Below are 15,199 nucleotides of genomic sequence, written 5' to 3'. Positions count from 1 at the left end.
ATTTTTGGATCTTTTTTGTCTTACTGCTCTTCTATTTTTAAATATCTCTTTTTATTCGCCGCTCTTTTAAAATGCACATATAATTTCTGCATCATAAAACCAATCAACAATAATATTACCATTAGCAAAGTAATCGTTGCACCTGGCGGAGTGCCTAACTGATAGGAAGAATAGAGTCCTGTAAAAATGCTGAATGCAGCGACAGCTATTGCCACAACAAATACCCATTTAAACCCTTTAGCAAGCTTAATAGCAAATGCTGCTGGAAGGACTAATAATGCTGACACTAATAAAACGCCTACTGTTGGAATAATAACAGAAATCGCTATTCCAGTTAAAATACTAAAGGCAATCGATAATAAATTTGTATTAACACCACTTGTCGCTGCCGTATCTTCATCAAATGTCATCAAATACATCGGACGTTTTAATGTAATAAAAAATAAAATAATAATTGCTGTTACAACCCCTAATACCATTACCTGCTGCTTTGTAATGGTAATAATGCTGCCAAATAAAAATTGATCCATACTGGCAGTCATTCCTCCTTGAGAAATACTCATAAGGAATAAGGCTAAAGAAAGACCAGCAGCCATTAAAATTGCAACAGATACTTCTGAATACGTATGATAGGCTCTTCTCATAAATTCTATTCCTAAAGCCCCTAATATAACAATCATAATACTAGAGAAGGTAATATTCATATGGAAAAAGAACCCTATTGCTACACCAGCAAGAGAAATATGGGACAATGTATCTGCCATAAGCGCTTGTCTTCTCAGCACTAAAAATATACCAATAATCGGTGCAATAATGGCAATCATTCCGCCTGCCCAAAACGCTCTTTGCATGAATTCAAGGTTAAACATTTCCATCCACCCTTCTCTCCTTTCTCAATATGAATAATTTTATCTAAATAATCTTCTACCTCATCTTGATCATGCGTCACCATGACAACCGTACGATTATGCTGCACTACTTGATGCTTCATAAATTCATAAAAGCCTTTTCTGCTGACAGCATCCATACCCGTTGTCGGTTCATCCAACACTAATAAATCTGGTTCAGACGCTAATATTCTTGCGATGATAATTTTTTGTTTTTGTCCCCCAGATAAATCCCCCACTTTTTTATGCTGAAATTGCCACATATCTACCATTTCTAGGGCTCTTTTTACTGCTTCATGATCTTTATCGGTTAATCGTTGGTACCATTTTTTCTTTTGATATCTTCCAGATTGCACAAGTTCTAGCACAGTGCTTGGAAAACCTACATTAAAAGATGATATGGATTGAGGAACATATCCAATGGTTAATTTTTTTCCGCTGCTATTTGTTTTGCTAATGATGATTTCACCAGACCAAGGCTTTAATAAACCTAATAAGAGCTTTAATAAAGTTGATTTGGATGCACCATTTGGACCAGTAATACCTACAAACTCTCCTGCATCTAACTCAAAAGACACACCATCAAGTGCTGGTATATGATCATAGCCAAATTTGAGATTATTAATTGTTGCAAGTTTCATTTTTACAGGCTCCCTTCTCATTATTTAATAGATATATATTATCTTATCTGTAGTTTCTTTTCCGTTTGTTTTGTTAACCTCATTTATTCAAATTCAGTTGCTTTAAGATAAAAAACTTAACATAGAAAAAGCGTGTGGATAGGCTTCTCACACACGCTTATCTATTATATCACACCATTATTTAAAAAGAGACTTTTTCAACTGGTTTAAATTTTCTTCCATTATTGAAATATAATCTTTTCCTGCTTCTTGGTCTTTTTTACTTAATCCTTCTAATGTATTTAGCACCTCTGTTTTTGCTCCTAATTCCTCTGCTAGTGTATTCGCCACTTTTGCCGAAGCCAATTCCTCAAAATAAATAACATTTACCTTATGCTCTTTTGCAAAAGCTTTTAGTTCAGCAAGTTTTGCTGCGCTCGGTTCTTGATCAGGAGAAAGACCTGCAATTGGCACCTGAACTAAATTATATTCATTTGCTAAATAAGAAAAAGCCGTATGCTGGGTAATAAATTCAGAGGTGTCTTTATTTTTTAATTCAACTTTAAACTTTTGGTCTAAATTTTGTAATTTTTTAATATATGCGTCACTGTTTTTTTTGTAGTATGCTTTATTATCTGGATCTACCTTCACTAATGCAGCTGTTATATTTTCTACTTCCTTGATAGCAAGAACTGGGCTTAGCCAAACATGTGGATCTACATCATGACTATGCTCATGCTCTTCTTCCTCCTCATGATTCTCTAATAATGTGATCCCCTTGCTTGCTTCTATAAATTCAACATTAGACCCAGATGATGATTCTTTAATAGTTGGAACCCATGTTTCCATATCTGTACTATTGTATACAAATAGATCTGCTTTTTGTATATCCCCTACATTTTTAGGTGTTGGCTCCCAATCATGAGGCTCAATAGTAGACGGAATTAATAATGTAATATTTGCTTTATCGCCAGCAATATTTTTCGTAAAATCATACATTGGATAAAATGTCGTAACAATATCTATTTTATTCTTATCTGTTGAATCTGTCTGTTTATTACTGCAGCCTGTTATAAAAACAATGGCCAATAAACAAATCACAAGTGGTTTTAATCCCTTCATCTTTCTCTCCCCATTCCTTATCCTTCTATCATTTCGTATTGATTACGATTTATATTATGTAAAAAAACTTTTTATCAATAAAATTATCTTACTAGCAAATCATAACGATTACGATTATTGATTTTAACCTATTTTTTTTAATAAATCAATAGATTTTATACATTATTTTTTTACCATATATTCACTAATTATGTTCTGTTTATAAGCGAAGATATCTACATAATTAATATTCTCTTACCAGTATTTCCACAAAAAATAATCGTAAACATAGGCATGTTTCCTATAATCTCGGGTATATATAAAGTGAAACTTCAATCAGTGGGGAGGGCTCTCCATCCCCCACTGATTGTTAGTTGAACCAGTCAGATTCTTACTCGATAAAATAAACATAATAAAAAGCATTACCTAATTGACTAACTTTAGGCAATGCTTCTATTATAATAGGAATTCTTTAGAATCTTACTACTCTGCCGTTAAATACACCTTTCCAATAACCGCTTGTCATAGACGCAATCGCAACACCTGTAGAACTTTGAGATCCGATGAATTTGCCGCCGCCTACGTAAATTCCAACATGTCCATCTTTTTTATACGTATCAAAGAAAACTAAATCTCCTGGCTGAATATCGCTTGCAGAAACTCTTGTACCTTGATTTTTTAAAGCATCTGTACTTGAACCAACACTGTATCCTGCTTGTGCATATGCCCAATGTACAAATCCCGAGCAGTCAAATAATCCATTTGCAATATCCGATGCTGTTCTTCCGCCGCCAAATTTATAAGTAGAGTTGCCGATATATTTGTAGCCAGCAGTAATTACTGTTGACTTGCCGCCGCCAACGCTGTTATTGCTTGTATTGATTTTTGTTGAAGAATCTTTTTTGCTTTCAGAAGCTGTATTGCTGCTTGCATTTGAATTTGAGCTTGATTTTGCACTTGTATTTGAGCTTGATTTTGCACTTGTATTTGCACTTGTATTTGAGCTTGTATTTGCACTTGATCCAGAATTTGTACTTGTGTTTGATTTGCTAGAGTTATCTGTTGAAGTACTTGTATTAGCTGTACTTGAATCGCTTGAAACATTGCTTCCTACTGTTGACTTAACTAAAGCATCTAATTCCTCTTGTTTTTTCTTTGCAAGCATTGCTTTAATTTCACTTTCTTTTGATGCAAGTGTGCTGTCCTCTTGCTCTAATTGAGCTTTTGCTGCCTTATTTGCTTGCTGCTTTTGTTCTAATTCTTTTTTGGATTGTTCATTTTGTTCTTTTTGTGCAAGAATTTGTTTTTGCATTTCTTCTAAGTCAAGCTTCATCTCATTTAAGCCAGAAAGTTTATCTTCTACTTTGCCTTGTTTTGTTTCTAAATCTTTTTTATCTTTTTCATTGTCAGCAATAATATCTTGGTCTGCTTCCATAATAGTAGCAACTGCTCCTACACGGTCAACAAAATCTTTAAAAGTTGCCGCTCCAAGCAATACTTCTACATAATCCACACTGCCGCCATTTTCTTGAAAAGTACGAGCTCTTTCTTTTAAAATATTATTTCTTTTTTCAATTCTATCTTTTAATTCTTTAATTTCTGTTTCCAATTTAGCAATCTCTTTTTTTGTCGTTTCAATTTTTTCTTTTGTTTCCTTAATTTCTGCTGTATTCGCTTCTACTGCAGCATCGACTCTGTTGATTTTTTGAGTAAGTGATGCTAACTCTTCTTCTGCTTCTACGATTTTAATTTCCGCATCTGATATTTGTGATTGTAAATCCGAACGTTGTTGCGAGATATCCGACTGTTGTGATTGCAATGTAGAAGCATTAACATTAATTGCGGGTATTGCAAAACTGCTCCCTAAACCAATCACTAGCGTTGTATTAAGTGCGATCCATTTCTTTTTTAACATTTTATTTTTCCCCCTGCATCTCTCAGTATCTTTTTATCTAGCAATCTATATACGTTTCACATTTTGATAGTAGGTAGTTATATATGTATTATCCAAAATTTAAAAGACTTTATAAATTATAACATTTCTTCTACAAAAGACCAATTATTATGTAGCTGTTCGACTTTATATTTAGGACCAAAACAGCTTTTGTCATAATTAGAAGTATAACATCACATTTTGTCATTTAAGTAATAGAAATATTACAATTATGTTTCAAATGAAATATTTCTGCATAATTTCACTAATAATTCATATATTCTTCCTTTCAAGAATACAACTTTCTATCATTCAACATTGCTGTCCATTTCCGCTATAATAAATAATTGAATTGTATATTCAAATCTTCATATGAAACAAAAGACTATATTTTATTATGTTAGGATGTTTAGCAAATGAAAAAAGTAATTGTTGTCGGCGGCGGAATATTAGGGGCTGCTACTGCATTTGAATTGGCAAAAAGAAAAGCTTCTGTCACCATTATTGATAGTGAGCACTCTGGACGAGCAACCACAGCTGCAGCCGGCATAATCTGTCCATGGATTTCCCAGCGAAGAAATAAGAGGTGGTATTTATTAGCACGAAATGGCGCGAAATATTATCCTGCATTAATAGATGAATTAGCGTCCTATCAAGAATTAGCAACAGGATATGCAAAAGTTGGCGCAATCAGCCTCCATTCTGATCTAGCAAAACTAGAAGCAATGTGTGAAAGGACATTAAAAAGAAAGGTGGAAGCACCTGAAATCGGTGATGTTTCCATCCTTAGTCCAGAACAAGCAAAAGCACTATTTCCCCTTCTTGCTGATGGATATGGGGGAGTTCATGTAAGCGGGGCTGCTAGAGTAGATGGCCAAGCTTTAAGAAATTCGCTTATTTCTGCAAGCAAAAAGCTAGGTGCCCATTATTTGAAAGCAACTTGTACCTTATTAACAGATAAGCACAAAATCATTGGTGTTCAAACAAAAAATGGAAATATCTTGGCAGATGAAGTCATTGTTGCAGGAGGAGCTTGGGCAAATCATATATTGCAGCCATTAAATATATCCTTTCAAATAACAGAGCAAAAGGGACAAATTGTACATCTTGAGTTGCCAAATATTGATTGCCATAAGTGGCCTGTTATTATGCCTCCACACGATCAATATATTCTTACACTAGAAGATAATCGTATTGTAATCGGGGCAACTCATGAAAATAACACAAATTTCGATTACCGAATAACCGTCGGAGGCATAAAGGAAATAATAGACAAAGCACTGCTCTTTGCCCCCGGCTTAATTGATAGTACTTTTTTAGAGACAAAAGTGGGATTTCGCCCTTTTACCCCAGACTTCCTTCCCGTTTTTGGAAGGATCAAAGGAAAAGATGGACTTCTTGTCGCAAATGGACTAGGTGCTTCTGGATTAACAATGGGTCCTTTTATCGGACAGCAGCTTGCTAAATATTTATTGGATACTCCTGATATAAATTTTTCTGATTACAACGTAGATGATTGCATAATAGAAAATAACGAATCTGCTAAATAAAGTGAAACTTTAATCAGTGAGGGTTTTCCACGCATCTCACTGATTGTCAGTTAAACTAATCAGGCTTTTTTACGAACAAGTTCCTCCTTATCTAGATTTCTCATTTCCCCTCCTAATCTCAAAGTGGGGGTCAAAAGCCCGTAAAATATGCTAAAGGCAAAAAAAGAAGCAATGATGATTAATTCTCCAATCATCATTGCTTCTTTTTTATAAACTCCGTAAAACCTTCACTAGTTCCAGCGTTTCTACAGATGGAGGAATATGGAATTCTTCTTGAAGAATAGATTCCAACTGCTTAAAAATATTCAATCCTTCTGTTTTTCTTTTTAATAAAGTATATAGCTGCAGCAAACATTGATAATATTTTTCTCTAAACGGGTTAATTTCAATTGCTTTATTTAATAAGAAAATCGCTAATTCTTTATTATCTTCTGCCTGTTTTTCTGCTAGATTTTCGAGGACGACTAAATATTCTTCCCTTATTTGATTTTGTCTGTCGCGCATCCATAGATAATCATTTTCCTCCATATAATCTCCTGGATATAATGACACAAGTTTATAACACTCTTCTTCCGTACACTCTAGATTTTTTTTCAATTTTACTAACAGAGTATACAGTTCTTCTAAATCGGATGAAAAGGTTAATTTCATAATATATCCGTTTCCATTTTTTTGTAGTATTTCTGGCATCCCGATTTCACGAAACATTTTCCGTAAATAAGAAATGCAAGTATAAAAATTCACTTTCGCTTTCTCATAATTTACGTCAGGCCAAATATCATCAATTATTTTTTCTTTATCTAAAAATATCCCTTGTTGATTAAAAAAATAGGCACATAATTCTTTCACTTTATATGTTTTCCAATTTAGTGAAGTTGTTTCCTTATAAATAATTTCAAACCTTCTCATAAATTTAACGAAAATCTCGGTTCGTTCCATATTACTTCCAATTACTTTTTTTGCAATAACTCGATCCAATGTTTTTTGCAGCCGCTCACCTTTAACAGGCTTCAGCAAATAATCTAGTGCATATAATTCAAATGCTTTAACCGCATATTCGTTGTATGCGGTTAAAAAAATAATGTCAATTTCTGTGTTTACTTGTTTAATTTCTTCTGCTAGTTCTATTCCATTTAATCCTGGCATCTCAATATCCAAAAAAACAGCATCAACAGCAGCCCCTTTTTTTATTTCATTTAACACTTCAACAGGATTTGTAAATTTTTTTATCAGAACAGAAGTGAATTTGACTATTTTTTTTATTTTTATTTCTAGAACATCTAATGCACTTGCCTCATCGTCTACAATATATATATTCATCTTATTCACCAACTTTTCCGCCTAAAAAAATGACGCATTTATTCTGTTTTTCCTATTTCAAATCTGTAATTTCTAACACTACTTTTGTTCCACTATTTTCTTCACTCGTTATTTGCAATTCTGTACCGTAATAGTATTTTAACCTTTTATTAATATTTTTCAAACCAACATGCCCTTCCCTTGCTGCGGAAGAAAAAATAGAAGCTAACGTTTCCGGCGACATCCCTACCCCTGTATCTTCTATGGTTATCATAATTTGTTTCTTTTTCTGCTCTACACTAAAAAAGAGGAATCCGCCTGCTGCCTTTTTAGAAATGCCATGTCTTATCGCATTTTCTATTACCGGCTGAACGATTAATGGCGGCACCATAAAATCTTTTACCTTTATATCATATTGTATATGAATGCGATCTCGAAAGCGCATTTTTTCAATTTCCACATAAGATGTTATAAGCTGCATTTCTTTTTCAAATGGAATCAGCGTATTTGTATTATGAAAATCGAAGCTGTTTCTTAAATACTCTGCAAAATTTTCTGTCACTTCTCGCGATTGTTCAATATCTGTATAGCTAAGTGCATTGATTGTATTTAATACATTAAATAAAAAATGGGGCTTAATTTGTGACTGCAAAAACGCTACTTCCATTGCAATAGATTGATTCACTGCCTCTTTCATCATTAATAAATTTTTAACTCGCGCCTCAAATTCCGCATAATCAAATGGTTTATTGATTACATCATTTGCACCCATTTGCAAAATATTGATTTTATCAGTGTGATAGGATGACTCCAGCATCATCAATATAGGCAAATCTACTAAACTGTAATTTTCTCTGATTTTTTTGCTTAATTCATAGCCCGATATTTTCGGCATAACTAAATCTACTACAACTAAATCAATCTGAGCGTTTCTGTTCATAATCGAAAGAGCCTCACACCCATCCTTTACCGCAATCACATTTGCAGGAATAGATTCAATGATGTCGGCCATTATTTTTAAAAATGCATCACTATCATCAACAAGTAATACTGTATAAGGTGCCTTAACTTTTGAAAAATATGGTGTAGCCATCTGAAAAAAGTTTCTATCATTTTCTGTATTTTTTCTAGCCTTATATGACGGAATTTTAGACTGCATCGACATAGGCAAAGAAAAAGTAACAACTGTCCCTTCTCCTTCTTTTGAAACAACTGTAATTTTTCCATCTTGCAGATTTAATAGTTGTTTCACAATTTTTAGTCCAAGACCATGTAAATGATCTGACTCCATATTATGATGAAGAAGATTCATTACTTGCTCTAATTTTTTTTGACCCATGCCACCTCCATTATCTTTCACTATAATATTTACATAATTCCCCTTTTGCACAGCAGAAACAATAATTTCTCCAGCATGGGTATTTTTCACAGCATTATCAAGAAGGTTGCCGACAATCTGCCGAAAACGATTTTCATCCGCAATAATAAATGGAGTATTTGCGGGAACTTGATTCACTATCTTAACTTTTTTTTGCTGTGCGATAATTTGAAAAATACTAATCTCAATCGTAATAGTCGCATGTACGTCAACTATCACTTTTTCCATTTTTAATAGTCCTTGTTTTAAATTAACAAAATCTGAAATCTCATGGACAAGCATCGTTAAACGAAAACTTAAAGAACGAATTAATTCCATTTTTTGCAGATTATTCTCTTCTAACAATTCTTTGCTTTTGAGCATCGATTCTGTAATTTGGCGGATACCGGTTAATGGCGTAAGAAATTCATGTGTTGTTCTTTCTAAAAATTCATTTTTCACTTGATCAGTTTTTATTAGTTCTGTCGATAAGTGTTCAATTTTTCGGAAAGCAAGCATAAACCTTAATGATAATAAAAGGGAAAACATCATCAGTGCAACCAGCGGCAATAGATTAACCCAATTAGCTATGTATGTATTTGTATATGCATTTATATTCTCAAGCATTGTATACGCAGCTATAGAAATAGCAGCAAACAATAAATAATAGCCTTCTGTTTCTTTTGACAATGTCGATTGAATAAAAATATAACAAGCATAAAATAGAGAAATTGCTCCCAATACTGTATGCATAAACACAAAGACCCCTGATACTTTTTCTACAAATAAAAGATCATAAAGCAACATATATCCACTTAATCCAATAAATAGATATACCCATTTTTTCGAAGCATATTGTTTATGTGCTGTCAGCAAATAAGAATATACGGTAATTGTAATTCCGCATAAGGATAGATATTGTAGCCGCAATACAGACGGGTATGAAATAGTCGGAAAAAGAAAATAAATAACTTTTTCTCCATGCACAAACTGATACAATCCAATAAATAAGCAAACGAACGCAAAATGTACCAGATAAAACTCTTTTCTTCTCTGAAAAAACAGCCCCCCAAAAAAGAATCCCATAATAAAAAAAGAAGTAATTGTCATGCAATCGATTATCAAATCACGATCTCTTAAATCAGATATAGCTCCTTGCTTACCTAAAAAAATTGGTTTGTTAATCCCGCCTGTTGGCAGATGAATAAAATTCGCAACCTGAATAATTAACTCATTGTCTCCTTTTTTCAGCTGTAAATAGTGAACATATGAGATATTTTTTGAAATGAAGTCTTTTTTTTCTCCGGGATTTCCTAGTTGTGCGATTAATTGGCCATTTAAATACATTTTGTGAGCCATCTGAATAGAATTTATTTTCAGTCCATAAATCCCAGATGGATTTTCTACATGAATAATTAATCGATATGTCCCTATTCCATAACCTGTATTTGTGCCGCTAATGTCTTTCCAGTTCTGCGATACAGGTACATACTCAGACTTGATATTATCAATTTCTGCTATATCTTTAGAGGATAACAGCTTATCTCGAAAAAACTCCCACCCTCCCTTTAACTCAATAACATTATTATCTTGCAAATCAAAATCATTGACTACTATTCTTCCATTAACAGCTTTTGTAAGATATGCCGTCTCCTTTTCAAAATCATGAAGCGCAATGGATCCGACAATGGCAAATAAAATAATAGTAAGTACAAACGCAAGCAGTTTTTTCATTAATATCCCCTTCATTTTTCGACTACCTAATGTATTTTCTATTATCTTATAGGTAGAAGAGGAAAATCAATATAGTCAAAATAACCGCTTAAAAAAGAAAGATTGTTTTCTCAAAATTTGTTGTTTTTTAACATATAATATAGAGGAAGAAAAACGTAGTAGTCTGAATAGCAACAATCTATATAAAAACAGCAAATAAAATGATCTTTAAGTTTTTTTTAAGTTTTTTAGAGTATATTGGAGAGAAGAGAATAAGAACAAAGATGCATATATATCCAATTAATCCCAGAAATCACTAGTAAATAACTATATACTTTCTGTTTTATCTTTTTTTCGATTTACTTTAAGGGGATTGTAGTATTATCATATAATGTAAATCATCCTCTTATCATATGCCAAATATACACCACATGAATAAACCAGATGTTTATCCAAGAAGCTGATGGAAAAGCCAATAATTTAAAATAGGGGGCAAGAAAATGATTCTGCTAGTTCTCCTCCTTGTGCTCATATGGTGGTGTACAAGAAACTATTTAGCAAATAGAACCCGACTACATAATAAAAAAAAATTACAGCAAAAATTAATTAAATCATTAGAAATCAATCATCATTATAAAAAAACTGGAGGCAGTTAAATGACAAGAACAATAGCCGTCTTATCAGGAAAAGGCGGAGTTGGCAAAACAACCGTTACTGCAAACTTAGGACTTGCTTTAGCTCTAAAAGGATATAAAGTATGTTTAATCGACGCGGATTTTGGTTTGCGGAATTTAGATGTTCCATTAGGTCTTACAAACAGAATCATTTTAGACATCAATGACTTTTTAGAAGGAAGCTGTTCTCTGCATCATGTGCTTATAAGACACCGCGAAGCAAAAAATCTCCATTTTATTCCGGGGAGTAAATCAAAAAACTCATCTGAAATTGATGAGCATATTTTAGCAGAGCGAATAAAAGAAATGCGGTCTTATTATGATTTTATTCTAATCGATTCGCCAGCTGGCATAGAAAAAGGCTTTATTCATGCGATTAACGCTTGTGATGAAGCAATCGTTGTTACTACGCCAGATAAGACAGCTCTACAAGATGCAGACCGAGTAATCGGTATACTAGAATCTTATCCAGAAAAAAAGGTCCAGCTTTTGGTGAACTTAGTAGAAACAACTAAACATTGCTTAGAAGAAATACTAAATTTATTAAATATTGATCTATTGGGAGTTCTTCCCGCAGATTCTCAAATCATTTATTCTGTTCATAAAGGAATACCCGTCGTTTTAGACCCATCACAAAAAAGCGGACTGTTGTATCGACGCATCGCAAGCAAATTATGTGGACATGAAATTCCATTTCATGATGAAATAGAAAATAAAAAACCAAAACATTCTATTTTAAATAGAAGCTTTTTTCAGCGCAAATTAAATAGAATGAGACTATCTCACTAAAATAGAATGCATTTTTGTTTTTCTCTGTGGAGTTTGTAATAATTCATAGCTATTTAAGCTTTATACCGCATGAGTTATTCACAAAAGAATGGTCCTTTCTTTAAGAAAAGACCACTCTTTTTACAAAAAAGATTATTGTTTATATACTGGTATTTCTTTTTTCATTGTATAGGAATCTAACAAACTATAAAGGTTGTAAATTTGATTAACTTGTTTAGTAGCCCAACCAATATCTGACGCATATTGATGTGTAGCTACTCCTTTATTAACTGCAGCTTCTGGATTCCATCTCATTTTATAAAGAGTATCCTGTCCTGCATTTATATATCCTTGAGCAATAAATTTCGCGCCTCCAATAATGGCAGCTTCTGGTGTAAACCATCCAGCATTATAAGCATATTTAGCACCACTAGCAACAGCGCTTCCATCATATGCACCGATACCGTACATATTATATACCACTCTTCCATTGTAAGTTACACCATTTGCTAAAGAAGACTTACCGTTTCCTGTTTCTAGCAGCGCATGGGAAATAAGATATACTTCATTTACACCATAAGATTTTGCTGCTGTAACAAAAGAAGAAGCTTTTCCTGCAAGGATTCCTTTTCCTATTAATATTTTTTCATTTACTTCTTGATCCTTTATATTAGCTGTTTCTGATAGTTTAATAAACTGCAAAGACGTCACTTTATCGGAAACAAAATTTTGGGGATTGATATAATAAGACGTATCTTCCTTACTTGCATTTCCCCATGTTTGCGTATTTTTAACCTTATACCAGTTATATCCATCTGTTCCTTTTACTTTTTCAAGAATCGTTAATACCGTTCCACCATTTACATTCGTAACAGCCCAATAATTTGTTCCAGCTCCTCCTCTTAATCTCCAGCTGCCGCCAACGACTGTTGCCTTTGTCGCATCTGAAGAGTTCAATTTAAGAGCATCTTCTCTAATATATGTACTATACTGCTTATCGGTCTGTGGATTAACACTCATTTGAATATCTGTCATTTTATTAACAGTAAAGCTGTAATTTTGATAGACAGTAGTTACTTCACTATTATCCGTTCCTGTATCTGTTTCTTTTTCAGTAGTTAAGTAATCCGAACTTACATATCCTGTTTTGCCATTTGCTGAAATTTTGGACCATCCATTTGATTCGGAAGAAACTTCCACCTTTGTACCAGCTGCCAGTTTCGCTATTATTTCCGCGGAAGCAGAAGGAAGTTTGCGCATATTTAATGTAGAACCAGTTTTTACATTAACATACTTAGGCACTTTATCTGCATCATTTTCGACTACCGAGCCTACTGCACTAGCAGATAAATAGCCTGAGCTTGCATAGCCGGTTTGCGTGCCGGATTTTATTTTAGACCAACCATTTGATTCGGATAATACAGTTACTTTTGTATTTCTTCCTAGTTTTTTTACAACTGCTCCACTAGCAGTTGGAGATTGGCGCATATTTAAGGAGGAACCTTCACTGACATTTACATATTTCGTTACAGAGGATTCTGATGAACTTTCACTGCTGGAATCATTACTATTATCAGCGCTAATTTTTGTTTTTGTTATGTATTTGCTATTTACAAAACCTGTTTTGCCATTTGCTTTTATTTTGGACCAGCCATTATTCTGAGAGTACACTTCTACTTTTGTTCCTCGTGCTAATTTTGTTATTACACTGCCAGTTGTAGAAGCTGATTTCCTCAAATTAAGTTCGGAACCTTTAGTGACATTAACATACATGACAGTATTGGAATCTGTGTCTTTTTCAACTGAGGCTATTGGGTTGGCGGCCGTTAAATAGCTGCTGGAAACATAGCCTGTCTTGCTGCTCACATTCACCTTTGACCAGCCATTTGCTTCAGAAAGAACCTCTACCTTCATTCCCCTGCTTAATGTCTTTATAACACTGCCTTTAGTGCTTGCACTATTTCTCATATTCAAGGCTGACTTTTCTGCAACTGCCACATACATTGTTTTGCTTTTTGCCACACTTGCCTCAACGTTATGTGATGAGGATGTAGTCGCAATTTTAGAAGCTGATAAATAACTAGAATTCACATAGCCTTCTTTTCCGTATACTTTAATTTTGGACCAGCCATTTGCTTCGGAATAAACTGTCACCTGAACTCCTCGTGCTAATTTGACAATAACAGATGAATTTGCATTAGGCTTTATGCGCATATTCAAATTAGATCCACTGCTGACATTCACATACTTGGCGACTTTTGTTTCTGCTGGTGTCTTACTTACTTGTGCTGTTGATTTTGTTGTGTTTTCATTTACAGTATTCTTCAGATATTTGGCTGCAACATAACCAGTTTTTCCATTAACTTTCACTTTCGACCAACCATTTGATTCGGAATACACTTCTACTTTTGTATTATTTTTTACCGTCGTAACTACTTTTGCTGTTGTAAAAGCTTGCGATCTTACGTTTAAAGAAGATTCGGCATCAACGGAAACAAATTTAGTTGTAGTTGTAGTAGTTGCAGATTGCTGTTTTGCGGTTAAATAAGCTGAACTTACATATCCTGTTTTGCCATTTGCTGAAATTTTAGTCCATCCGTTTTCCACTGATAAAACAGTAACTTCTGCCCCTTTTTTTAGAGTAACTACAATCGCAGCAGAGGTAGATGGGGTTTTTCTCACATTTAATGTAGAATTTTGTTCAATATTGACATACGCCACTTTTAGCGACTCGGCGTGTACATGATGGTGAATAAGTCCTGGTGCAGTTAAAGAAGCTATTATTACTCCTGGTGCAAGTATTTTTCTCATAGGTATTTCCTCCTGTTACTAAAGAACCAAAAAATCAAAATAGGAACTATCGGCATGTATTTTAATAAAAATTTAATTTAAATATAGCATAAAACAAACCATTTATTATATATTACCTATCTTATTATCTAATAAACTTCACGTATATAATACTATAGTCACATTTTCGAAAAACCAGATGGATAATTATGACCACTTTATGAATTGTGTGTTTTTTGCTAGCAGTCATTAATATTATTCCCGATTATATATCCCATTGTAAAAAACCGTCTTTACAGACTAATTTTATTATTTTTACAATTCATTTAAGAATAGATAACAATTATAATTCTTTCCGAAATATCTCTAGAAAAGCCTCTTAATTTTTTAGAAAATTCGGATATTTTCCAAAATCTTGTCAGGAGAATCATTAGTAAAGTCAGACTTTAATCAGTGGGCAAGTTTCTACCTACCTATATTTCTTGTTTCTACTCCTAATTCTTGAGA

The 15,199-nt window shown here is 33.5% G+C and carries 10 protein-coding genes; 3 read left to right on the top strand and 7 right to left on the bottom strand.

Features of this window, described 5'->3' with window-relative positions:
- Positions 1–20: 20 nt before the first annotated feature.
- The 4 genes from CWS01_RS13070 to CWS01_RS13055 form a co-directional block, all read right to left on the bottom strand.
- Positions 21–875, bottom strand: a complete 855-nt coding sequence (locus CWS01_RS13070) for a metal ABC transporter permease (RefSeq protein WP_101177648.1) — start codon at positions 873–875, stop codon at positions 21–23.
- A complete protein-coding gene (locus tag CWS01_RS13065) occupies positions 821–1,528 on the bottom strand; it encodes a metal ABC transporter ATP-binding protein (RefSeq protein WP_101177647.1) in 708 nt (235 codons plus the stop codon). Before CWS01_RS13065 ends, CWS01_RS13070 begins: the two co-directional genes overlap by 55 nt.
- Positions 1,529–1,705: 177 nt before the next feature.
- Positions 1,706–2,629 carry a metal ABC transporter substrate-binding protein gene (locus tag CWS01_RS13060; protein ID WP_101177646.1) on the bottom strand — a complete coding sequence of 308 codons (924 nt, stop codon included), beginning with the start codon at positions 2,627–2,629 and terminating at the stop codon, positions 1,706–1,708.
- 451 nt (positions 2,630–3,080) lie between these two features.
- On the bottom strand, positions 3,081–4,523 hold the full coding sequence (locus CWS01_RS13055) for a C40 family peptidase (RefSeq protein WP_101177645.1): 1,443 nt from the start codon (positions 4,521–4,523) through the stop codon (positions 3,081–3,083).
- Positions 4,524–4,957: 434 nt separating this feature from the next.
- On the opposite strand from CWS01_RS13055, the gene CWS01_RS13050 reads away from it, so the two are divergent.
- Positions 4,958–6,091 carry an NAD(P)/FAD-dependent oxidoreductase gene (locus CWS01_RS13050; RefSeq protein WP_101177644.1) on the top strand — a complete coding sequence of 378 codons (1,134 nt, stop codon included), beginning with the start codon at positions 4,958–4,960 and terminating at the stop codon, positions 6,089–6,091.
- 207 nt (positions 6,092–6,298) lie between these two features.
- Here CWS01_RS13050 and CWS01_RS13045 read toward each other — a convergent pair whose 3' ends face one another.
- Both CWS01_RS13045 and CWS01_RS13040 read right to left on the bottom strand, forming a co-directional pair.
- Positions 6,299–7,411: a response regulator gene (locus CWS01_RS13045; RefSeq protein WP_101177643.1), complete on the bottom strand. Its 1,113-nt coding sequence runs from the start codon at positions 7,409–7,411 to the stop codon at positions 6,299–6,301.
- A 52-nt stretch (positions 7,412–7,463) separates the two neighbouring features.
- Entirely contained in the window at positions 7,464–10,481 is a 3,018-nt protein-coding gene (locus CWS01_RS13040; RefSeq protein WP_168714395.1) for an ATP-binding protein, read from the bottom strand.
- Positions 10,482–10,960: 479 nt separating this feature from the next.
- Here CWS01_RS13040 and CWS01_RS22405 point away from each other — a divergent pair, with 479 nt between their 5' ends.
- A complete protein-coding gene (locus CWS01_RS22405) occupies positions 10,961–11,116 on the top strand; it encodes a hypothetical protein (RefSeq protein ID WP_157827650.1) in 156 nt (51 codons plus the stop codon).
- Positions 11,117–11,923: a septum site-determining protein MinD gene (gene minD / locus CWS01_RS13035; protein ID WP_101177641.1), complete on the top strand. Its 807-nt coding sequence runs from the start codon at positions 11,117–11,119 to the stop codon at positions 11,921–11,923.
- Between the two features lie 132 nt (positions 11,924–12,055).
- Here minD and CWS01_RS13030 read toward each other — a convergent pair whose 3' ends face one another.
- Positions 12,056–14,713 carry an SH3 domain-containing protein gene (locus CWS01_RS13030; RefSeq protein ID WP_101177640.1) on the bottom strand — a complete coding sequence of 886 codons (2,658 nt, stop codon included), beginning with the start codon at positions 14,711–14,713 and terminating at the stop codon, positions 12,056–12,058.
- Positions 14,714–15,199 lie beyond the last annotated feature (486 nt).

Source organism: Niallia nealsonii (assembly GCF_002835805.1).
Classification (GTDB): Bacteria; Bacillota; Bacilli; order Bacillales; family Cytobacillaceae; genus Niallia; species Niallia nealsonii.
The sequence above is the reverse complement of the archived record's forward strand: the minus strand, read 5'-3'. Positions and strand labels throughout refer to the sequence as shown.